Source organism: Leeuwenhoekiella sp. CH_XMU1409-2 (assembly GCF_037029365.1).
Lineage (GTDB): Bacteria > Bacteroidota > Bacteroidia > Flavobacteriales > Flavobacteriaceae > Leeuwenhoekiella > Leeuwenhoekiella blandensis.
Genome location: NZ_JAYMEI010000017.1, coordinates 15,056 through 37,923 on the forward strand (window position 1 = coordinate 15,056; position 22,868 = coordinate 37,923).

The 22,868-nt window shown below is 39.9% G+C and carries 23 protein-coding genes; 17 read left to right on the forward strand and 6 right to left on the reverse strand.

Annotation, left to right across the window (positions count from 1 at the left end; translation table 11 throughout):
• The first annotated feature begins 1 nt into the window (after position 1).
• From WA338_RS15650 to WA338_RS15675, 6 genes are all read left to right on the forward strand, one after another.
• Entirely contained in the window at positions 2 to 568 is a 567-nt protein-coding gene (locus WA338_RS15650; RefSeq protein ID WP_336094108.1) for a pentapeptide repeat-containing protein, read from the forward strand.
• Positions 569 to 570: 2 nt separating this feature from the next.
• Positions 571 to 813, forward strand: a complete 243-nt coding sequence (locus WA338_RS15655) for a DUF3820 family protein (protein ID WP_414671896.1) — start codon at positions 571 to 573, stop codon at positions 811 to 813.
• Positions 814 to 921: 108 nt separating this feature from the next.
• On the forward strand, positions 922 to 2,562 hold the full coding sequence (locus WA338_RS15660) for a CTP synthase (RefSeq protein ID WP_009781221.1): 1,641 nt from the start codon (positions 922 to 924) through the stop codon (positions 2,560 to 2,562).
• 97 nt (positions 2,563 to 2,659) lie between these two features.
• Entirely contained in the window at positions 2,660 to 4,525 is a 1,866-nt protein-coding gene (gene yidC, locus WA338_RS15665) for a membrane protein insertase YidC (RefSeq protein WP_009781220.1), read from the forward strand.
• 128 nt (positions 4,526 to 4,653) lie between these two features.
• Positions 4,654 to 5,853, forward strand: coding sequence for a tRNA 2-thiouridine(34) synthase MnmA (mnmA, locus tag WA338_RS15670; protein WP_009781219.1), 1,200 nt, complete (start codon positions 4,654 to 4,656; stop codon positions 5,851 to 5,853).
• A 6-nt stretch (positions 5,854 to 5,859) separates the two neighbouring features.
• Positions 5,860 to 6,795: an NAD(P)H-dependent flavin oxidoreductase gene (locus tag WA338_RS15675; protein WP_040532898.1), complete on the forward strand. Its 936-nt coding sequence runs from the start codon at positions 5,860 to 5,862 to the stop codon at positions 6,793 to 6,795.
• Between the two features lie 48 nt (positions 6,796 to 6,843).
• Here the strand turns inward: WA338_RS15675 and WA338_RS15680 are convergent, their stop codons facing one another.
• Both WA338_RS15680 and WA338_RS15685 read right to left on the reverse strand, forming a co-directional pair.
• A complete protein-coding gene (locus WA338_RS15680; RefSeq protein WP_336094112.1) occupies positions 6,844 to 7,434 on the reverse strand; it encodes a hypothetical protein in 591 nt (196 codons plus the stop codon).
• Positions 7,435 to 7,675: 241 nt separating this feature from the next.
• Complete coding sequence (locus WA338_RS15685) at positions 7,676 to 8,533, reverse strand: AraC family transcriptional regulator (RefSeq protein ID WP_336094114.1); 858 nt, start codon at positions 8,531 to 8,533, stop codon at positions 7,676 to 7,678.
• A gap of 140 nt (positions 8,534 to 8,673) precedes the next feature.
• On the opposite strand from WA338_RS15685, the gene WA338_RS15690 reads away from it, so the two are divergent.
• From WA338_RS15690 to WA338_RS15705, 4 genes are read left to right on the forward strand one after another with little or no spacing between them, the layout of a single operon-like run.
• On the forward strand, positions 8,674 to 9,066 hold the full coding sequence (locus tag WA338_RS15690; protein ID WP_272986898.1) for a DoxX family membrane protein: 393 nt from the start codon (positions 8,674 to 8,676) through the stop codon (positions 9,064 to 9,066).
• Positions 9,067 to 9,081: 15 nt separating this feature from the next.
• A complete protein-coding gene (locus tag WA338_RS15695) occupies positions 9,082 to 9,876 on the forward strand; it encodes an SDR family NAD(P)-dependent oxidoreductase (protein WP_272986900.1) in 795 nt (264 codons plus the stop codon).
• A 15-nt stretch (positions 9,877 to 9,891) separates the two neighbouring features.
• Entirely contained in the window at positions 9,892 to 10,161 is a 270-nt protein-coding gene (locus WA338_RS15700; RefSeq protein WP_336094117.1) for an aldo/keto reductase, read from the forward strand.
• Complete coding sequence (locus WA338_RS15705) at positions 10,146 to 10,844, forward strand: aldo/keto reductase (RefSeq protein ID WP_336094119.1); 699 nt, start codon at positions 10,146 to 10,148, stop codon at positions 10,842 to 10,844. Before WA338_RS15700 ends, WA338_RS15705 begins: the two co-directional genes overlap by 16 nt.
• A gap of 84 nt (positions 10,845 to 10,928) precedes the next feature.
• On the opposite strand, the gene WA338_RS15710 is transcribed toward WA338_RS15705, so the two are convergent.
• The 3 genes from WA338_RS15710 to WA338_RS15720 form a co-directional block, all read right to left on the reverse strand.
• On the reverse strand, positions 10,929 to 12,152 hold the full coding sequence (locus tag WA338_RS15710) for a DUF4998 domain-containing protein (RefSeq protein WP_272986902.1): 1,224 nt from the start codon (positions 12,150 to 12,152) through the stop codon (positions 10,929 to 10,931).
• 206 nt (positions 12,153 to 12,358) lie between these two features.
• Positions 12,359 to 12,895: a DUF421 domain-containing protein gene (locus tag WA338_RS15715; RefSeq protein ID WP_272986904.1), complete on the reverse strand. Its 537-nt coding sequence runs from the start codon at positions 12,893 to 12,895 to the stop codon at positions 12,359 to 12,361.
• Positions 12,896 to 12,985: 90 nt separating this feature from the next.
• Entirely contained in the window at positions 12,986 to 14,734 is a 1,749-nt protein-coding gene (locus WA338_RS15720) for a glycoside hydrolase family 13 protein (RefSeq protein WP_009781209.1), read from the reverse strand.
• Between the two features lie 207 nt (positions 14,735 to 14,941).
• On the opposite strand from WA338_RS15720, the gene menA reads away from it, so the two are divergent.
• The 7 genes from menA to WA338_RS15755 all read left to right on the forward strand — a co-directional run bounded on the left by menA (position 14,942) and on the right by WA338_RS15755 (position 21,668).
• Entirely contained in the window at positions 14,942 to 15,844 is a 903-nt protein-coding gene (gene menA / locus WA338_RS15725) for a 1,4-dihydroxy-2-naphthoate octaprenyltransferase (protein ID WP_009781208.1), read from the forward strand.
• An 83-nt stretch (positions 15,845 to 15,927) separates the two neighbouring features.
• The gene (locus tag WA338_RS15730; protein ID WP_009781207.1) at positions 15,928 to 16,608 is read left to right on the forward strand and encodes a metal-dependent hydrolase; all 681 of its coding nucleotides are present in this window, start codon (positions 15,928 to 15,930) and stop codon (positions 16,606 to 16,608) included.
• Positions 16,609 to 16,619: 11 nt separating this feature from the next.
• On the forward strand, positions 16,620 to 17,654 hold the full coding sequence (locus WA338_RS15735) for an o-succinylbenzoate synthase (protein WP_040532895.1): 1,035 nt from the start codon (positions 16,620 to 16,622) through the stop codon (positions 17,652 to 17,654).
• 3 nt (positions 17,655 to 17,657) lie between these two features.
• The gene (locus WA338_RS15740) at positions 17,658 to 18,641 is read left to right on the forward strand and encodes a CPBP family intramembrane glutamic endopeptidase (RefSeq protein WP_040532892.1); all 984 of its coding nucleotides are present in this window, start codon (positions 17,658 to 17,660) and stop codon (positions 18,639 to 18,641) included.
• Positions 18,642 to 18,651: 10 nt separating this feature from the next.
• Complete coding sequence (locus WA338_RS15745) at positions 18,652 to 19,728, forward strand: AMP-binding protein (RefSeq protein ID WP_009781204.1); 1,077 nt, start codon at positions 18,652 to 18,654, stop codon at positions 19,726 to 19,728.
• 81 nt (positions 19,729 to 19,809) lie between these two features.
• Positions 19,810 to 20,271: a hypothetical protein gene (locus WA338_RS15750; RefSeq protein WP_009781203.1), complete on the forward strand. Its 462-nt coding sequence runs from the start codon at positions 19,810 to 19,812 to the stop codon at positions 20,269 to 20,271.
• 77 nt (positions 20,272 to 20,348) lie between these two features.
• Entirely contained in the window at positions 20,349 to 21,668 is a 1,320-nt protein-coding gene (locus WA338_RS15755) for a M24 family metallopeptidase (protein WP_009781202.1), read from the forward strand.
• On the opposite strand, the gene WA338_RS15760 is transcribed toward WA338_RS15755, so the two are convergent.
• Entirely contained in the window at positions 21,665 to 22,840 is a 1,176-nt protein-coding gene (locus WA338_RS15760) for an MFS transporter (RefSeq protein ID WP_009781201.1), read from the reverse strand. The genes WA338_RS15755 and WA338_RS15760 overlap by 4 nt on opposite strands.
• Positions 22,841 to 22,868 lie beyond the last annotated feature (28 nt).

Below are 22,868 nucleotides of genomic sequence, written 5' to 3' on the forward strand. Positions count from 1 at the left end.
TATGAACGAACTCCTCACAGACCAAGTTTTTGAAAATCACAATTTTGCTGAAAATCCACTTGTGGTAGATTTTGAAGATTGTGTATTCAGGAGTTGTGTTTTTACAAAAGCCAATCTTTCAAAGCTTACGTTTACCAATTGTACGTTTGAAAACTGCGATTTGAGTGGTGCTAAATTGGTACAGACGGCCTTTCAGGAATGTGACTTTTCGGCGTGCAAAATGCTGGGAATTGCTTTTGAAGCATGTAACAGCTTTCTGTTTCAGATCTATTGTTCGAGTAGTACGCTTGATTTTAGCAGTTTTTATCAAGTTGATTTGAGTTCGTCTCAGTTCAGTCAATGTCAGTTAAAAGAAGCCGATTTTACTGAAGCCAATCTTTCGGGCGTTTTTCTAGACGAATGTAATCTTGCAGGAACCACGTTTGACCAAACCAATCTGGAACAAACCGATTTTTCTTCGGCGGTAAATTATGAGCTCAATCCTGATGAAAATAACATACGCGGAGCGATCTTCAGCAAAGAAGGTTTAGCCGGATTGCTCAGTAGTTACCACATAAAAATTGTTTGATCTTGAACCCGGAAAGCCTTATCGAACTTGCCTATTACAAAATGCCTTTTGGCAAATACAAAGACCGTTATCTGGTAGAAATCCCGGAGTATTATTTTGGGTGGTTTAAGAAGAAGGGCTTTCCTGAGGGAAAACTGGGTTTTATGATGCAGCAAATGCACGAGATCAAAATCAATGGGTTAGAAGAGCTTATTTTTAAAATCAAACGACAATACCCAGCGCCTCAGCCTAAAAGAAAACCTTAAAAATTATCCTAAAATCCGCTTAAAAGGTTCGTCAATAAATCGCTATCTTTGCATCCCGTAGACGCGCTCTTCATGTTAAAAAGAGCTTAAAAAATAATCAGGATACAGATGGCAGATACAAAGTACATCTTCGTCACGGGCGGGGTTTCTTCTTCATTAGGTAAAGGTATAATCGCAGCTTCGTTGGCTAAATTACTTCAGGCAAGAGGCTATAGTGTGACTATTCAAAAGCTAGACCCATACATTAATGTTGACCCGGGAACACTTAACCCTTATGAGCACGGAGAATGCTATGTAACCGATGATGGTGCAGAAACCGACTTAGATTTAGGGCATTACGAGCGCTTTTTAAATGTAAATACTTCTCAGGCAAATAACGTGACCACCGGTCGCATTTATCAAAGCGTTATAGAGAAAGAACGCCGCGGTGAGTTTTTGGGTAAAACCGTTCAGGTGGTGCCGCATATTACCAATGAGATTAAAGAACGTATCAAGCATCTGGGGAATACCGGAGATTATGATATTGTGATCACTGAAATTGGCGGGACTGTTGGTGATATTGAGTCTTTACCGTATATCGAATCGGTACGTCAGTTGAAATGGGAATTGGGTGATGAGAATGCTTTGGTCATTCATTTAACCCTTGTTCCTTATCTGTCGGCTGCGGGTGAATTGAAAACTAAGCCAACGCAGCACTCGGTGAAAACCTTGATGGAAAGCGGAATCAAAGCTGATATTTTGGTTTGTCGTACCGAGCACGAATTGAGCGATGATCTTCGTGAGAAGTTGGCGCTGTTTTGTAACGTGCGTAAAGAAGCGGTGATTCAGTCTATTGATGCGTCAACGATTTATGACGTACCTAACTTGATGTTGGAAGAAGGTCTTGATGCGATCACGCTTCAAAAGTTGGGGCTATCTCAAGACAGTGAGCCAGAACTTACGCGTTGGAACGAATTCTTACGCAGACATAAAAACCCAAAGGCCGAAGTGACGATTGGTCTTATTGGTAAATACGTTGAGCTTCAGGATTCTTATAAATCGATCTTAGAAGCCTTTATTCACGCCGGTGCAGAAAACGAGGTTAAAGTACGCGTAGTGCCTATACATTCTGAATTTATTTCGCAGGATGTGATTCAGAATAAGATCTCAAAATTAGACGGTCTACTCGTAGCTCCAGGTTTTGGTGAGCGCGGTATTGAAGGAAAGATCAAAGCCGTGCAGTATGCCCGCGAACATAAAATTCCGTTTTTAGGAATTTGTCTAGGAATGCAAATGGCAGTTATTGAATTCTCACGCAACGTTGCAGGATTGAAAGATGCCAATTCTACCGAAATGCAAAAAGATACTTCGGCTCCTGTAATTTCGTTGATGGAAGATCAAAAAGACCTGAAGCATATGGGCGGAACGATGCGTTTAGGAACTTGGGACTGTAAATTGGCGGCAGATAGTATTGTTGCTGATGTTTATAAAAGTGAACTGATCACAGAGCGTCACCGTCATCGTTATGAGTTTAACGATAAATACAGAGAGACACTAGAAAAGGCCGGACTTAAAATCACAGGTACAAACCCAAAAACCGGATTGGTAGAGATCATTGAGATGGAAGATCATCCTTGGTTTGTAGGCGTTCAATACCATCCTGAATATAAGAGTACTGTGGCGAACCCACATCCGCTTTTTGTGGCGTATGTTCAGGCTGCAGTAAAATACAGTCAATCAAAAAGTTCCGACAATGTGGCACAAAACTAATCTGTGGGATTGTTATTGCTTCTAGCCACTTAACTTAGCCGGGTTTCCCGTAAACTAAATTACATACGAATACAATAAGGCGTGAGCCTCGATGATTATGGAAGAAAAGAAATTTGACAAACAGTCAATGATTGGGTTCCTTTTAATAGGAGCTATTTTATTATTTATGCTTTGGCAAAACCAGCCAACTGAAGAAGAACTTGCTGCGCAAAAAGCACAAGAAGAGCAGGTTGAAGCTCAGGAAGCAGCTGCAGAAAAAGCATCGCAAACCGATGCTGTAGTTGAAAGCACCACGCCGCAAAATGACTCTTTGGCATTAGAGCGCTACAAAGCTACTTTAGGAAGTTTTGCGTACTCAGCGACTTTACCTTCAGCGACAGATGATGTTACCGAGCTGGAAAACGATGTGCTTGCGCTTAAAGTGAGCAACAAAGGTGGTTTTATTACTGAAGCACGTTTGAAGAATTTCAAGAGTTATGATTCTGTTCCTGTTTACCTAATTAAAGATGGAAACAGCCGATTCAATCTTACCTTCAGCACTACAGATAATCGCACCTTGAACAGTGAGAACTTGTACTTTGAACCTTCACTTTCAAAAGAAGGAGAAAATCAAGTGCTGTCTATGAAACTTAAAGTTTCAGATTCAGAATATTTAGAATACCGCTATACGCTGACGCCAGATGACTATATGATGGGCTTCGGCATCAAAACAGTAGGATTACAAAATGTAGTTAATACTTCGCAGCCTATCAATTTAGATTGGCAACTGAAGGGTTATCGTCACGCAAAAAGTATTACTTATGAAAACCGTTATACGCGTTTAACTTATGAATATGAAGAAGGAGACCACGACAAATTAGACCAGACCGGTGATGATGATGCGATCGAGACCGATGTAGACTGGTTTAACTTTAGACAGCATTTCTTCAGCTCTATATTATTAACCGATCAACCTTTTGATGAGGTGCGTTTTTCTTCTAAAAATTTGGTTGAAGATGAAGAAGTTGATACCGTATATACCAAGCAGTATGCAGCCAATATGACGCTGAAGCCGGTAAATGGCGAGCTTAACTATGCGATGGACTTCTATTATGGTCCAACCGATTATCAGATCTTAAACAACTACGATCGAGATATTGACGAAGCGATGCCGTTAGGTTGGGGGATTTTTGGTGTGATCAACAAATACTTGATCATCCCGTTCTTTAATTTCTTGATCGCTTATTTCCCTGCAGGAATTGCCATTATTTTATTGACGATCTCGATCAAATTATTGCTTTCTCCGGTGCAGTACAAGCAGTACTTATCTCAAGGAAAGATGAAGGTTTTAAGACCGGAGATCAATGAGATCAACGAGAAGTATGCAGATAACCCGATGAAGAAGCAGCAGGAAACGATGAAGCTTTATAGTAAAGCCGGTGCCAGCCCCTTGAGTGGTTGTATTCCCGGATTGCTTCAGATTCCTGTGTTCTATGCCTTGTTTACCTTTTTCCCTTCGGCATTTGCATTAAGACATAAGAGCTTCCTTTGGGCAGACGATTTATCGAGCTATGATAAAATTGCAGACTTGCCGTTCCATATTCCGTTTTACGGAGATCACGTGAGTTTGTTCCCGATTTTGGCATCAATTGCAATCTTCATTTATATGACGATGACAACGGGTCAAAGTATGCAGCAAACACAGCAGCCGGGAATGCCGAATATGAAATTCCTGATGTATTTATCACCAATTATGATGTTGTTTTTCTTCAACAACTATGCGAGTGGATTGAGTTTGTATTACTTTATTTCAAACCTGATTACCATCGGAATTATGCTAGTGATCAAGAATTTTATTTTAGATGAAGATAAAATTCACGCGAAGATCGCTACAGCTAAGGCAAAGCCAAAAAAGAAGAGCAAATTCTCTCAGAAGTTTTCTGAAATGATGGAGCAAGCTGAAAAACAGCAGCGCAATAAATAATCTTTTTTGTCCCACCACAAATTGAAAAGCTTCAGTACCTTACTGAAGCTTTTCGTTTTTTAGAAATACGCTCTTTGTTTTCGTAATTTTGCACAAAAGTATTCGACTTAGCATTCAAATTGAACTGTATGAAAACCGTAGTAGTAGGCCTTAGTGGTGGTGTAGATAGTAGCGTCTCAGCATATTTGTTGAAGGAGGCCGGTTATAATGTGATTGGTTTGTTTATGAAAAACTGGCACGATGATTCGGTGACCATTTCAGATGAATGCCCCTGGCTCGATGATAGTAATGATGCCATGCTCGTTGCAGAAAAACTTGGGATTCCCTTTCAAACGGTAGATTTGAGCGAGCAATATAAAGAGCGTATTGTAGATTATATGTTTTGGGAATATGAGATGGGACGCACACCTAATCCTGATGTGTTGTGCAACCGTGAGATCAAGTTTGATGTTTTTATGAAAATTGCGCTCGATCTCGGAGCAGATTATGTGGCTACAGGACATTATTGTCAGCGAGGTGAGACCGAAATTGATGGGAAGCCTGTATATCAATTGCTAGCCGGAGCGGATGCTAATAAAGATCAGTCGTATTTCTTATGTCAGTTATCTCAAGAACAGCTTGCCAAAACCTTATTTCCTATTGGGCATTTGCAGAAAAGCGAAGTGCGTAAAATCGCAAAAGCACAAGATTTGGTGACTGCAGAAAAGAAAGATTCTCAAGGTTTATGCTTTATCGGGAAAGTACGCTTACCTGATTTTCTTCAGCAAAAATTAAAGCCGAAAGAGGGCGTGATTGTAGAAATTCCTGCGGAACGCGCTCAGGAAAAAATTAACGATTTTCAAGAAGCTAATGATTCTGATGTCGCCGTGACTGATGTTGCTGTATTAGCTAAAAAACCAAAGTACAGCATTGCCGAAGGTAAGGTTGTAGGCAAGCATCAAGGGGCGCATTATTTTACAAAAGGGCAGCGCAAAGGTCTTGCCGTAGGGGGTACGCCAGAACCGCTTTTTGTGATAGATACAGACGTTGAAGAAAATGTGATCTATACCGGTCAAGGGAAAAACCATCCGGGATTGTTGCGCAGCGCGTTGTTTGTGCAAGAGGATGAGGTACATTATATCAGAGAAGATCTAAAACTTCAGGAAGGAGAAGTTGTAGAAACTAAAGCACGCATTCGTTACCGACAGCCGCTTGAAAAAGCCTGGTTGCATAAAGTGGAAGATGGGCTTTTTGTTTCTTTTGAAAATCCACAATCTGCGATTAGTGAAGGACAATTTGTAGCTTGGTATGATGGCGACGAATGCTTAGGTAGTGGCGTAATCTCATAAACTTTTATTTTGAATAGAATCACAGCACTTTTTGATATTGAATATCCACTCATTCAAGCCGGAATGGTGTGGAACAGCGGTTGGAAACTTGCCAGTGCAGTGAGTAATGCCGGCGGTCTGGGACTTATAGGTGCGGGTTCTATGTATCCCGAAGTACTGCGTGAACATATTCAAAAATGTAAAGCAGCAACTACAAAGCCTTTTGGCGTAAATGTACCATTGCTGTATCCGGATATCGATAAACTGATGCAAATCATTATCGAAGAAGGAGTTCAAATTGTATTTACCAGCGCCGGAAATCCTAAAACCTGGACGACGCATTTGAAAGATCACGGTATAAAAGTCGTGCACGTAGTAAGCAGTGTAAAGTTTGCGTTGAAAGCCCAGGATGCAAGCGTTGATGCTGTGGTCGCTGAAGGTTTTGAAGCAGGAGGCCATAATGGTCGCGAGGAGACGACGACTTTTACGTTGATTCCCATGGTGAAAGAGCAGCTAGAAATTCCTTTAATTGCCGCAGGTGGTATTGCAACAGGAAAGGGAATGTTTGCTGCGATGATTTTGGGAGCGGATGGTGTACAAATAGGTAGCAGATTTGTCGCTACACCTGAAGCAAGCAGTCATCAAGCTTTTAAAGATTTGGTAGTAGAGGCTAAAGAAGGCGCTACCGAACTTACTTTAAAAGAGCTTGCTCCCGTAAGATTACTGAAGAATAAGTTCTACACAGACGTAAAGCGTCTTTATGAAAGCACGCCGACCAAAGAAGAATTGAGCGCGCTATTAGGACGTGGAAGAGCAAAAAAGGGAATGTTTGAGGGCGATCTTGAAGAGGGCGAACTAGAAATAGGTCAAATCGCCGGACTCATTCACGAAATTAAACCCGCAGCAGAAGTAGTCGCCGAAATCATTACCGAATTTAAAGCGATAAAACTTCCGCAGTTATAAATAAGAAAGGCGCCATCGGCGCCTTTTTAATTAGTTAGTTATAGGTATTTAAACCGTTGTCTTTGTCCAAGACATCGACTCAAAGATGGCTTTAATTAAAGCATTATACTCCTTTTCAGAATTACCTTTTACGGCCATTGAGAAATCGGCATATACGGGTTGTGAATCTCCCGCTTCAGTCAATTGAATTAAATAGTGTTCAACTTGTGCAGAACCAATGCTATTCAATGCACGGTAAGAATACACCTCATAATCACCCATTTTCTCCGGAGTATTATTTTCAATCCTTTGCTTCAAAGCTTCATCAGTACTCATCGTCATAGAAACAATAAACCCATCGGTTAATCCACCATAAAAAGAATTGTCTTCACCCGTATATCGAATCGTCAATTGATTTCCTTTGCCTTCAACTGATGCGTGCTCCGGATGCAGAAAATTTAGTTTCCAACCGTTCATAAGGTTTGGGCTCTTGTATAAATCATAACCTTCGGGAACTACAACCTCGGGTGGCTCGGGTTTTTCCGGTTGTTGCTCTACGACTTTATTTTGTGCCAAATCTTTCTTCGTCGTGTTGGTATTACAAGCAAATAATGCTAATGATAAAATTGCCGTGCTTGTATATATAAATAAACGTTTCATCTTTTTAGATTTTAAATGTTTAGTACTAAGCTAGGGCTATATCCTACACGTCGCTGCTTAAGAAATATTAAAAAAACAACGGTTCTGTTAAGCAATGTTAAGCCGGAAATCTAAAAATTCACATAATTTAAAATTTCAAATTACTGATAATTAAATACTTAAAAGAAAGTGCCAATGTTTTAGTCAGAGATGTTAAAACTGAAGCAAAGCACTATACTTTTCAGGTGAGTTACGGGAATTTTTACAAAATTATCTCAGGAACGAGTTCTTCTTTTAAGCTTATAAGACTTTTTCCCGACTGTGTTTTTACAAATTTGTGCAGGTGGCTTTCGTCTGTAAACCCGAAATCAAGACTGAGTTGTTTGGTACTCTGATGACCATGTTTGAGTCGTTGTTTTAAAAGGTTAAAACGATAATCTTGAATGTATTTCTTAAGCGAAGTGCCAATGTTTTTCTTGAAGAGGATACCGATATAATTTGGAGAATAATGAAAATACCGCGCGATCTCTTTTTGAGATACACTTTTTGGGTCGTAAATATTGAGTTCAATGTATTCCAGCAAGGCTTCGGTGATGTCAGAATCTGCTCTTCGTTGTTGTTTTTTGTCGGAATTGGGTCCGTTTCTGTTCAGTACTAGTAAAATAGCTTTGAAATGATGGTTGACCAATTTTTTGCTCAATAGTGCATTTCGTTCATATTCGGTTACAATAAGTTTAAAGAGATCATCAACGATGTTTATGTCTTCTTTGTTTTTCAGCAGATTGCGCTTTCGGCTCCATTTTTTACTGAGTAGTTTGTCAATGTGTTGATTCCATACGGCAGGATTTTCACCGTCAAACGTGTCAAAGTAAAGTTTGGTAAACTTGAAATATACAAAGTTTGTAGGCTCCTCAATGATGAATTCGTGTTCGTCTTCAGGACCTAATAAATACAAATGTCCTGCGTGATAAGGAACCAAACTATTATTTAAATGATGAATACCAGAGCCAGACCTGATAAAGATAACTTCATAATGATTGTGGTTATGTAGTGGATGCGTCCAGACATCGGTGGTAAAGTCATCTACAATTAATCTGTTAAACTGAGTATAACGTTTCATGATGTAAAATTACAGTTTAATGATATGTTTTTACAAGGACTTGTGTGTTAATCTGTTGTTATTTCGTAGTAGAAAATGTAAAGCTTTTGTCTATTGATTGTTTCAAAATTGAAATGCTTAGATGAGATCACTTAAGTACTATGAAAAATAAACACGCAGCATATACTTTAGCCCGATTGCCTATAGGGTTTAGTTTTTTGGGACATGGTTTTATTCGTATTCCTAAACTAAGCGCTTTTGCTCAGGGTATGACAAGCTCCTTTGCCGAAACCTATTTGCCGGTTGAACTCGTTAAGCCTTTCGCCCTTATACTTCCTTTTATTGAATTACTATTAGGAATCGCCCTTATCATTGGTTTTAAAGCAAGGGAGACTACTGCTGTGGGCATTTCACTCATTTGTATTCTCATTTTTGGATGCTCATTTCAGGAGAATTGGTCGGCTATTGGGATTCAACTGTTCTACGGTTTATACCTGGCCATCCTCTTCTTGTTTTCAGAGTACAATAAAGGACTATTGAGCAAAAGCAACTAACAACAAAAAATAGCTATGGATTTAAAGTTAAAAGGAAAATCTGCATTGGTAACCGGTTCAACAGCCGGAATAGGAAAAGCCATTGCAAAAGGACTTGCACAAGAAGGTGCGCACGTTATCATTAATGGAAGAAAAGCAAATGACATCGCAGAGGTTATTAAAGAATTAAAAAAGGAGACGGACAACAAGGAGATTACAGGAATCGTAGCCGACTTTGCTAAGAAAGAACACATAGATCATCTGCTTGAAGAGATTCCTGATGTTGATATTCTCGTGAATAATGTAGGGATTTTTAATCAAGTAGACTTTGAAAATATTACTGATGAGGAGTGGTTTGAGATGTTTGAAGTAAATGTGATGAGCGGCGTACGTTTAGCCAGACATTACTTTCCTAAAATGCTTAAAAAGAATGAAGGCCGTGTCATTTTCATCTCTAGTGAATCGGCGCTTAACATTCCAACTGAAATGGTTCATTATGGTTTTAGTAAAACCGCACAACTTGCGATCTCAAGAGGTCTGGCAAGACTGAGTAAGGGAACTAATGTCACCGTAAACAGCGTATTGCCGGGGCCAACCATGAGTAGAGCTAATGCCAACGACCTAAAAGAAACTGCTAAAGAAAAGAATACTTCGGTAGAAAAAGTTGTTGAAGCCTTTTTTGAAGAGCGCAGACCTACTTCGTTAATTCAGCGATTTGCAGAGACTGAAGAAGTTGCCAATATGGTCGTGTATGTAGCGAGTCCGCTTTCGGCAGCGACAAACGGAGCAGCATTGCGCGTAGATGGTGGTGTAGCAAACTATATTGTATAATTCTAAAATAACTGGATGATTAAAAAGATACAAATTGGTACAACAAACTTAAACGTGGCACCTATTAATTTAGGAGGAAATGTTTTTGGTTGGACCTTAGATGAAAAAGAATCCTTTGAAATTCTTGATTCCTTTGTAGATCACGGCTTCAATTTTATTGATACCGCAGATATGTACTCGTACTGGGTTGACGGAAAAGAAGGTGGTCAATCTGAAACCATTTTAGGAAAATGGATGAAATCTCGCGGAAATAGAGAGATCAAATCATCATGGCGACTAAAGTAGGTGGAGAAACCGGAAAACATCCTGTTGATACGAGTAAAAAACACATTCTGGAAGCGGTTGATAAATCACTTAAGCACTTACAAACCGATTATATTGACTTGTATTATACGCATTTTGATGATGAAAAAACTCCTGTAGAAGAGACGCTTGAAGCCTATAATGAAATTATAAAAGCAGGAAAAGTCCGTTATATTGCTGCATCAAACATTTCACCAGAACGTTTAGAAGCCTCTTTCGCAGCTTCAGAAAAGTATAATTTACCCAAATATCAAGCCTTACAACCGCATTACAATTTAGTTGAACGTGAAGGCTACGAGAGCAACTATGCGTCCTTAGCCGAAAAATACAATCTTACCGTTTTCCCGTATTGGTCATTGGCTTCAGGATTTTTGACCGGGAAATACCGCTCTGAAGATGACCTTAACAAAAGCGTTCGGGGAGACAGTGTAAAAAAATATTTAGATGAAAAAGGTTTAGCGGTGTTGAAAGCATTAGATCAAGTTTCAGAAAAATACAATACTTCACAAGCGACAGTTTCTTTGGCTTGGTTGATTGCACAGCCTCATATAGGAGCCCCTATTGCGAGCGCAACCAGCGAGAAGCAATTAAAGACCATTTTTGAAGCCCCAAAATTAACCTTAGATAAAGAAGATCTTGACGCTTTAGATCAGGCGAGTAAGTAAGTTTTATGACTTATCAAAAAATAGAAAGGGGAACTTTTATTAAAAGTTCCCCTTTCTATTTGAAGGCTAGTTCAAATAAATAAGTTATTCATTGGCGACAATTTCAAACGAGAAAATGTTACAGAAACGCCCAGGGGTTTGTCCCCATTGCGTAGTGATTTGTCCAATGGTTATATCAGAAATTTCATCAACAGAAAATTCAAGTCTGTAGGTTTCCGGGTTGCTTACGGCGGTTGTGTGAATGCGTTCATAAACTAAAACTTCTGAGGCTGTGGTCACATCGGCTACATCTGGTAAGGTCATACCTTTGGCAACTACAAAGTACGATCCTCCTTCGTCACTCTCGCTATGGTTACTGTCACGTACCGAAACTTCTAAGGCATAATCACCGGGCTTAGCTTCTACCGTTTGATAGATTTTTCCGTTGGTAATGGCGGGAGCTCCCCATCCTGATTCAATATTGAAAATATTATTATTCCACTCATCCCATCCACCGTGACCTCCGGCGTGCACGCGTACAGGTTCTGTAGTAGTCCAGTCTTGTAGAATTCCCCATCTACCTTGTACCGAAGAAGCAAGGAAAGGTACTGCTGCATTAACTAGGGTTGGGAACGGCGGCTCTGGTTTAAAACTGGTATAGTCTGTATAAAACGTATCTATTGATACAGGAGAAGGAATAAACAGGCTGCGATAGCTGTAAGAAGCATTTCTCTTGAAATTTTCTATACGTACTTGATCATTTTCAATAGGTAGATAAATGGTTTCCATCTCACCGTCTGTATTCTCATACATGATTTCGGTACCAATCACACCTGTGGTAAGATCCATTCCTCCATAAACGATTTCTAGTTCATTTCGGCTTAAATAGTTGGTGTCTACAGGTCTGTTAAATAGTGTACTTATGTAAGGATCGCCATAAACCTCAGAACCTCCGGTTAGAATTACCGACCCGTTGCCTGAAGCATCAATCGTTTGCGCTTCAAATGTATAAAAGCCTTCTTCTAGGTCTTCGATAAAAGTAGCGATATGTTGCTCTTCACTGCTAGAGCTTACAGAAATGCTTTTAGCATCTGCTTTGTCATTCCAATAAATGGTGACTTCGGTGATATTTGAATTGGCAGGAATAGTACCTTCAATGAGTACTCTGTTCTTACCAGATTTAGCTGAAAACGCTTGGAGTTGAGCTACACTGGTTTCTTCAGGCCTTGCGGGCAAGGTGTCGTCTGAATCACACGAGAGCACACCCAAAGCGGCAATTAAAAAGAAACTGACAACCAGCAAAGTGTTAAAACGTAATGATAACTTCATATGTTACAATTATTAAAATGAACTTAAATTAGCGAAATCGATATCGCAAAACATGTAAAATCTTAAATATTTGTAAAATTAGGGAAGGATTTTTTAAATGGTACCCTGTGCTATCCTGCTTGAAGCGGTTTGATTTTCAGTGCATTGCTAAAACGTTTAACTGAGTGTTTGACCGGTTCTTTTACTGTATAATGGAGTTTTGAGGATTAGGAGCGACTTCTCACTACATCACCTAGAATATAGTCTTCAATGGTAATATTAGCGTTATTGGTGTGAAGTACACTTATTTCTCCTGTGGTTTCTAAAATAACCGCTTTTACCTGATTGAGTCTGATCACATTTGCTTCTCGTAATTTAGATTGCAGTTCAGCTTGGGTGACTTTACTGGCTTTCATGTTCTCTTCTAGAACCTCACCGTTTTCCATTAATAATAGAGGATCGTTGTCTATTAGATCTTCGGCTTTTTTAGACTTGAAGCGCAATAGGGTTACTGCATAGTTTAAGGAAAAAAGCGCAAGTAGTATGAAGGCGCCCAGAAGAATTGCCGGTTTACTAGAATTGATGCTCATCCCAATAATATTACCAATGGCCACTGTGATGACAAAGTCAAAACCGGTCATTTTACTAAAACTCTTCAACCCAAAAATGCGGGTAAGAATAACCACAAGCAGAAAAATAAAAAGAGTCCCCAAAAAGACTTCGGGGACCATATTTAGATTTTTAAAAAAGTAAGAGGTTTCCATAGGTTGTATTTTGGTTAGGTTGATTTTGAAGTTACATATACAAACCTTTTTAAAAGTCTTGTTACCTATTAAATAATCACTAAAGTGTAGCTAAGACTTTGCCAAAATCACCGCTTGATAGGGGGCAAGGCTTAGTGTTTTGGCAGTCTTTTTCAGATTAGAATAATTGTTGATTTTTAGTTCTGAAAAGCTGCTGAGACCTTCTAATTCTACTGAAGTTTGCTCTTGGCTAAAGTTGAGTACGATTAGAAACTGCTCGTCGCCTAAACTACGTGTGTACGCATACACTTGCGGATGCTCTGGAATCAAGAGTTCGTAATCTCCATAAATCAAAGCGTCTGCATTTTTTCTCAAAGCAGTCAGTTTTTTAAAATGATTTAATACCGAATTCTCATCGGCTTCTTCAGCCTGAGTATTGATTTCAGCATAATTAGGATTTAACGGTAACCACGGATTTCCAGTGGTAAAACCTGCATTTTCTGAAGCGTCCCATTGCATCGGTGTTCTGCCGTGGTCACGGGAGCCAAAGCGTAAATTCCGCATAAATGCTTCCATATCTTCATCTTGACTTTTTGCCTTTTTGTATCCGTTTATTGCAGCGATATCCTGATAGTCTTCAATGTTTTGAAGTTTTGGGTTGTTGGTCATTCCTAGTTCGTCTCCAAAATAGCAATAAGGTGTTCCACGCATAGTCAAGATAAATGTGTTGAGCATTTTTGCAGACGGAGCGCGATAGGGCAGACTATCATTAGCATACCTGCTCACCATACGGGCTTGGTCGTGATTGGATAAGAAAATAGAGATCCAGCCTTTATCGGCAAAAGCACTATCCCATTTTGAAAAGGTTTCTTTGAAAGTTGAAAGTTTGTAACCGTCTACTTTAGGAATGTCAACCCCGTCAAAGGCGTATGCCATATTGATCTCCTTACGATCAGCATCTACGAGTTCGTGCGCCTCTTCCAGCGTTCTTCCTGCGCCTTCGGCAACACTCATCACATCATATTTACTAAGAACCTGCTCATTCATTTCTTTTAGATACTCGTGCAAGCCATCTTGCATCGCATAATACTGAATGAAGTTTTTCTCAAAACCCTCGGGAAACTCAGGAAATGTAGTGTCTTTTGCTGCAAATTGAAATGCATCAAGTCTAAAGCCGTCAACGCCTTTCTCAGCCCAAAAGGTCATAATATCATAAACTTCTTGGCGCACTTTAGGATTCTCCCAGTTTAGATCGGGCTGTTTTTGAGAGAAATAATGCAGGTAATATGCATCGGTTTTCTCATCATATTTCCAGGCATTTCCTTCAGCATCAAAAAGGCTATAGCGATAAGGGGGGGCTCCTTTTTCTGCGGGCCACCAGTGGTAATAATCACGATAGGGATTGTCTCTTGAACTACGACTTTCTTTAAACCACGGGTGCTCATCGCTGCTGTGATTTACCACAATGTCCATCACAAGTTTAATATCTCTTGCGTGCATCTCAGAAAGCATCGTGTCAAAATCTTGCATAGTGCCAAAATCACTCATAATATTTCTATAATCGCTCACATCGTAGCCATTATCATCGTTGGGCGAACTGTAAATCGGGTTGAGCCATACGGCAGTAACTCCAAGATCTTTTACATAGTCTAGCCGGTTGATGATACCTTGTAGATCTCCTACACCGTCACCATCTGTATCCTGAAAACTTCTAGGGTAGATTTGATAAACTATGGCTTCTTTCCACCATTTTTTATCAATAGACTGTTCTTCTTCACGGGTAGGGATTGGCTCTTTTTTCTTTTCGGCACAGCTGTAGAGTGTCAGACTGATTAAACTCAGAAGTAAAATTTTTTTCATTGTTCTGGTGTTAATATGGTGATAGGTAGAATTTGGTCTTTTCTAAGTATTTGTTCTTGAATAGGGTATGACCCAATCTTATGGTTAAAATAGCGATTTAAAAGATCACTACAACGCTTTCGTTTCTTTTTTTATGCAGCTCGTAAATTATATTGGTTTGTTTCCTAAACGCTTTTATAAGTTTATTTTTGTTGTAAATATGTAACTATGACACCAGTTCAAGTATGGATTTCAGCAGCCCGCTTGCGTACACTGCCGCTTTCGGTTTCAGGAATAATTGTAGGTAGCGCGCTTGCTTACCACGCGGGAGTTTTTAGGTGGGATATTTGTATTCTGGCTTTGCTGGCGACTTTAGGGTTTCAAGTACTTTCTAATTTTGCAAATGATTATGGCGATGGAGTAAAAGGAACCGATAATCACGAGCGCATAGGTCCGGCGCGGGCGATGCAAAGCGGTCTTTTAACGGCCAAGCAATTAAAAAACGGAATGATTTTTACCGCGACTCTCACTCTTTTAATAAGTATTGCGCTTATTTACACGGCCTTTGGTTGGGAGCGCTTCTTAGAGTCTACACTGTTCTTTGTTTTAGGAGTTTTAGCGATTTTGGCTGCAATAAAATATACCGTAGGCAAAGGCGCTTATGGCTATCGTGGTCTAGGCGATTTGTTTGTTTTTATATTTTTTGGTCTGGTCGCAGTTGTGGGAAGCTATTACCTCTACGCGCTACATCTGGATTGGACGGTTTTTCTACCCGCATTAACGATTGGGTTTTTAAGTATTGCGGTGCTCAATCTTAATAATATGAGAGATCGTCTTAGCGATACACGAGCAAATAAAAATACGCTCGCCGTATTTTTAGGAGCAACTAAGGTCAAGTATTATCATTATTCTTTGATCCTGGGTGCTTTTTTAGCGAGTTTACTCTTCTTTTATCTCACAAACACATTCTTGTGGTCTGCAATCGCATTTGTGGTTTTTATTCCGTTAGGGAAGCATTTGATCCATGTTTCAAAAAATGAAAACCCTGCCTTGCTTGATCCTGAACTCAAAAAAGTGGCATTGGCTACTTTCTTCTTTTCGGTCTTGTTTACGTTGGGTTTTCTGTTTTAAATCTTTTTTTAACGAAAACTTATAGTAAAGGATTTTTTGATGTGCTTCTGCTTGACGAAATTTAGTTGCAAAAATTCACAATTATGAAAATTACCTACTACGGACAAAATTGTTTTGCCTTTGAAACTGAAAAAGCAACGATTCTTACAGATCCGTTTATTACCGGAAACGAACTAGCCAAAGACAAAGTTGACATTTCAACCTTAAATCCAGATTATATCTTTTTGACACATGCGCATCAAGATCATACCTTAGATGCTGAAGCTATTGCCAAACAAGCTGATGCTGTTATAGTGAGCAATTTTGAGATCGCAAATCATTACGGTGAAAAAGGGATCGAAACGCATCCTATGAATCACGGCGGGAGTTGGTCATTTCCTTTCGGAAAAGTAAAGTATGTAAATGCGATTCATACGAGTTCATTTCCCGACGGAAGTTATGGTGGTCAGCCGGGCGGATTTATTTTCAGTATCGACGGAAAAACTATTTATATGGCAGGGGATACCGCCCTTACAATGGACATGAAGCTCATCCCGATGGAGTTTGATCTTGACCTTGCGATTTTGCCTATAGGTGACAACTTTACTATGGGAATCAAAGACGCTGTTCTAGCAAGTGATTTTGTCGAATGTAAAAATATCATCGGGTGTCACTATGATACCTTTGGCTACATTGAGATTGATCACGAAGGTGCGATCAAAGCCTTCGATGCAGTTGAAAAGCAACTTACACTTTTAGAAATTGGTAGTTCGTACGAACTCTAAACACACCATTTTTGACAGCATCTTATAAAAAATTCGTTTTAAATTTTAAACGCCCCAGCGGGACTTCGCGGGGCGTTATGAATGTAAAGGAGACCTGGTTTATCAAAATTGAAGAACTGGGTAAGGTTGGTTTTGGAGAATGTGGAATCCTACGCGGACTCAGTATTGACGACCGTCCTGACTATGAAGAAACGCTAAAATGGGTTTGCGATAACATTCATCTTGGAGAAGAAACCCTTTATGAGCGGCTTACCGATTTCCCGAGCATTCAGTTTGGGGTAGAAATGGCGTTTAGGTCTTTTCGTGCTCAAAATCCTTTTGAACTTTTTCCTTCAGCATTTACTCAGGGAAAAGAAGGAATAGCCATTAACGGACTCATCTGGATGGGAGAACCCGATTTTATGCAGGAGCAAATAAGCGACAAACTTACCGCCGGATTTGATTGTATAAAGATGAAAATCGGTGCGATAGATTTTGATGCTGAAATTGAATTGCTTCAAGGAATACGAGACCGTTTTCCAGAAGAGGAAATAACACTCCGCGTTGATGCCAATGGTGCTTTTGCTCCAGACGAAGCGTTACAGAAATTAGAACGTCTTGCAGTATTAGATTTGCATTCTATCGAGCAGCCTATCAAACAACATCAGGAAAATGAGATGGCGCAGTTGTGTGCAAAAACACCTTTGCCTATTGCGCTGGATGAAGAGTTAATCGGTGTTTTTGGTTATGCCAAGAAAAAAGAATTACTGCAAAAAATAAAGCCACAATACATTATTTTGAAACCCAGTTTAGTTGGTGGCTTCCGCGGATGCGATACCTGGATTCAACTTGCAGAAGAGCAGGGCATAGGATGGTGGATTACTTCAGCATTAGAAAGTAATATTGGCCTCAATGCCATTGCGCAGTACACCTATTCAAAACAAACCACAATTCCGCAAGGATTGGGTACTGGCGCGTTATATACAAATAATGTATCTTCCCCTTTAGAAATTAAACACGGTGAATTGTGGTACGTACCGGAGAATCGCTGGAGTTTTCAATTTTAATTTATGTTTATAGCACAGGCGTATAAAGCGTTGCACGAGTTTTGGAGGTATCTGGTGGGCTCGGTTCTTATTATTATCGCATCAGTAATTGGTCAAATACCACTTACACTTGCCATTCTGGGAAAACTATGGATGGATAATGACGGCAATCCTGAAGAATTAGGAGACGCAATGGGCAGCCTCGATCAAGCTACGTTGATGGGGGTATTGGATAAAAACTTGACTTTGTTCCTTATGCTATTGTCTTTTGTTTTTGCTCTTGGCGGAGTTTTTCTTGCTGTAAAATATTTACATCAACAGAAGATGAAAGACATCATTACCACTCGAAAGAAATTTGATTGGGGACGCGTTTGGTTTGCTTTTATAATGATTACCATTTACACCATAGGAACTACATTGCTCTCCTATTTTATGGCTCCGGAAGAATTTGAAGTTACCTTCAATTTGATTCCGTTTTTAATTTTGTGTGTGGTTGCCATTCTTTTTGTGCCCATTCAAACCAGTGTGGAAGAATTTGTGTTTCGAGGATACCTGATGCAGGGTTTTGGTATTTTGGCAAAAAACAGATGGTTTCCCTTGGTGATGACTTCCTTTATTTTTGGAGGATTACATTATTTTAATCCGGAAATCGGTGCTATGGGTGACATTGTAATGGTATTCTATTTTGGTACCGGTTTACTTCTGGGAATTATGACCTTGATGGATGAAGGAATGGAGCTTGCTCTAGGCTTTCACGCAGCAAACAATTTAATTTCAGCCTTATTAGTTACCGCTGATTGGACCGCATTTCAAACTTATTCTATTTTTAAAGATATCTCAGATCCTACTGCCGGAATTGTAGACGTATTGCCCGTTTTTATAATTTATCCTATCTTTTTAGGGATTTTGGCTTATAAGTATAAATGGACCGGCTGGAAGGAAAAACTCTTTGGTCCGGTTGACAAGCCAAAAGAATTACAGCTTGACGATAATTTAGTGCCTGATTAAATTTAAAGTGATGTCTAAATATCCTGTACACCCAGAATTTCAACTTAACGGAACTTCCTATAAGGCTTCCGGGCTTAGAGATTTTGCTCAGGAGATTCAGAAAACAGGAGAACTTTATGAGCAAGAACTTGGCGAATTTATCCTAGACTGGCTCAATGATAAAGATTATGTTTTAGTCAATACTTCCGGTTCTACAGGAGCGCCTAAAAGTATTAAGCTTCTTAAAAAACATATGATCAATAGCGCTAAAGCTACAGGAAAGCGCTTTAAGTTAGAAGCAGGAACTACAGCTCTACATTGCTTGCCTACCCGTTTTATCGCCGGAAAATTGATGCTTGTACGCGCCGTAATTTTAGGTTGGAAACTCGATGTTGTTCCGCCTAAATCCAATCCGTTAGATCAGGTGTTGAAGCGTTATGATTTTTCTGCAATGACGCCTTTTCAGCTTGATAATAGTATTGCAAGAATGCATTTGCTGGCTAAACTCATTGTAGGTGGTGGGCCATTTTCCCAAACTTTAAAAGAGCTGGTTCAGGATTGCCCGACCAAAATTTACGAGACCTACGGAATGACTGAAACCGTAACCCATATCGCAGTACGTCGTGTAAATTCAAAAAAGAATAGAGAAACAGAACCTCCATTTAAAACGCTTAGCAAAGTCACCGTGAGTAAAGATGAGCGTGGTTGTCTGGTCATCAAAGCGCCAAAAGTTGCGACAGATCCTATAGTTACAAACGATTTGGTGGATTTGATTTCGTATAAGAAATTCCAATGGTTAGGTCGTATTGATAATGTCGTAAACAGCGGCGGCATCAAATTGTATCCAGAATCTATCGAGAAAAAACTGGCGCATCAAATAGATGTTCCGTTTATCATTGGTGCAGAGCAAGATGATGCTTTAGGAGAACGCCTAATTCTTGTTATAGAATGTGATAGTTTTGACGCTTCCCGTCTCAATTTTGAGGTTTTAGGAAAGTATGAAACTCCAAAACGTATCTTTTGTACACCTAAGTTTGTACGCACGCATAACGGAAAAGTAAAGCGTGGCGCTACCTTAAAGTCCCTTACTGCAGCCGAAGAAATTTAGGCACAATTTATGCTAATTTAGAAGCCGTACAGAATTCTTAGAATTAGGTTTAACTTAGTATCTTTAGCAAAAATTTATATTATGCGCTATATTTTTATTATCGCAATCACTTTATTTTCAATGCAGTCAATCTATGCTCAGTACGGGTATGGTAGAGGCTACGGGGGTTATGGCGGTTACGGTCGCAGCCGAATGAGCAGTATGGGAGCCAGTCAAACACCTCAAGGCCCTACCGAAGAACCTCCTACAGCTGCAGAAATTGCCGAAGAGCGTTTACCAGATTATGTTGCCGAGTTTGAACTTGACCCTTTTCAAACCGAAGTGCTGCGCACCTATTTGGAAGATTATTTTAATAATATAATGGCATTGCAAAAAGATCAAACCAAAGATCAGGAAACTATGCGTAAAGATTTTGAGCGTATGCAAAACGAGTTTAAAACCAATCTGAAATCTATAATGACCGAAGAAGAAGTAGAAAAACTCATCGCGATGGATTTTTCCAGTTCCGCAGTGCGAAAGCGAAAAAAGAAACGAGATAATTAATATAGAAAAGGTGCTTTAAGCACCTTTTTTTATTGGAGCCTAATATGTAATTTAGGTACGACTTTTAAATTCTCCTAATGCATAGATTTCTTTACCTAACTGTTTTCTCCATCTTTCTTTCTTTTACTACTTACGCTCAAATTTTACCCGAACGCGATCGTGCGGCTTTGGTAGATAAAATACTTGAAGAGCGTTTTAAACGTGTTTTGCCCGATGTGATGTCGCGTACCGGCATTGATATGTGGGTGCTTATCACGCGGGAGTATAATGAAGATCCTGTTGTGCGTACCATGTTACCGGCGACTTGGCTCAATGCAAGAAGACGTACCATGCTTGTGTTTTACTGGGATGAAGATCGATTCAAATTAGAAAAACTAGCGGTGGCCCGCTACAATATAGGTGAGAATATCACTTCGGCTTGGGATAAAGAAAAACAACCTGATCAATGGGAAGCCTTGATGCAACTCATAGAGGAGCGCGATCCGGAGAAAATTGCATTGAATTATTCTGATAACTACGGAATTGCAGACGGAATTTCCAAAACAGATTATGAGTTGTTTATGAAAGCCCTTCCTGAAACTTATAAAAACAAGGTAGTTTCAGCTGAAGCTCTTGCGGTAGGTTGGATTGAAACACGCAGCGCACTTGAGATGCAACTTTTTGAAGAGTTGGTGGGCATTACGCATGATATTATACAGGAAGCCTTCAGTTCAAAAGTCATAACACCTGGTAAAACTACGACCGAAGATGTGGTTTGGTTTTTTAGACAAAAGGTTACCGAGATGGGACTGGATACGTGGTTTCACCCTACAGTAGATATTCAGCGTTCTAATGAACCGCTTGAAAGTCATATCACAGCTTTTACAAATCATAGCGAAGGACAGGTTATTCAGCCCGGCGATTTGCTGCATTGTGATTTTGGTATTTCTTATTTACGACTGAATACAGATTGCCAGGAGCACGCTTATGTTTTAAAAGAAGGAGAAACGAAAGCACCAGATTTTCTAGAGGAAGCCTTCAAAAAAGGAAATCAAGTTCAGGATATTTTTACTTCAAACTTTGCTACCGGAAAAACCGGTAATGAGATTTTATTAAAATCCCTTGCTGAAGCTAAATCAGCTGGTTTGCAGCCGTCAATATATACACATCCACTTGGGTTGTACGGGCATTCTGCGGGACCTACAATTGGAATGTGGGATGCACAAGAAGGCGTTCCCGGTCCGGGCGACTATCCACTTTATGAGCATACCGCTTATGCGATAGAATTAAACACGACCGTAAACATCCCGCAATGGGGGAAAGATATTCGCATTATGCTTGAAGAGGATGGTTTTTGGGGACCTAAGGGTTTCAAGTACATCAACAAACGTCAGGAAGAACTGATCCTTATTGACTAGGCTTGAGCAGCCGCTTGCTTTGCTCTTTTCTTACGTAAGGCCATAACGCTAATCGATAATAAAATCCCTCCAAATGCGAGACAGGCTCCTACAAGTTCTGGCGAAGTGTAACCATATCCCGCTGCGATAGGCAAGCCTCCTAAAAAGGCACCTACAGCATTGGCGATATTAAAAGCCGCTTGATTTACCGAAGAAGCAAGCATTTCTGATTCTTTGGCCGATTTGATCATCAACATTTGAATGGAAGGCGCTGTTGAAAAAGCAAAAGCTCCTGTTACAAATACCATTAGCAACATCGCCCATTGAATAGGTGCAATTAAAGAAATTGTGATTAGACAAAGCGTCATCGCGCTTAATAAGATCGCAGTAGCTTTTATAGGTGAAAAACTATCAGCGAGTTTTCCTCCTAAAATATTTCCGCAGGTCATTCCTAGTCCGGCAAGCATAAGAATGAAAATGACCATATCGTTATCAAAGCCACTAACTTCGGTAAGCAAAGGTGTAATGTAGCTGTACCACGCAAAAAAGCCTCCGGTTCCTATGGCGGTAATGGCCAGAATAAGCCAGAGTTCGGTACGTTTAAAAATCTTTAAAGCTTGTTTGATAGGAATAGGTTCTGATTTTTCAATCTTCGGAAGCCAAAAGCGAATGGCAATTACGGTGAGTAAGCCTATAAAAACTACGATCATAAAGGTGTAGCGCCACGAAATATTATGACCTACATAGGTGCCTAAAGGAATACCAATAATATTAGCCACCGTTAGACCACTAAACATCATAGCTACGGCACTGGCCGCTTTTTCTTTGGCAACGAGTCTGCTTGCAACTACTGCACCTACACCAAAAAACGCACCATGAGGTAAGCCGGAAAGCAATCTGGAAATAAGCATTAAGCCGTAACTCGAAGCAAAAACCGATAGCGAGTTGAAGACTGTAAACCCGATCATCAAGGATAAAAGAATCTTTTTTGGCGAATAATTACCGGCAATTGCCACAAGGATTGGAGCGCCAATAACAACACCTAAGGCATAGGCAGAGATAAAGTGTCCCGCTTGAGGAATAGTGACGTTCAGATCTTTAGCCACATCCGGCAAGATTCCCATCATCACAAACTCGGTCATACCAATACCAAAACCACCTATTGCAAGAGCAATCAGACTCTTTTTAAACATAAAAAATGTATTTTTTTACCTGTCAAAT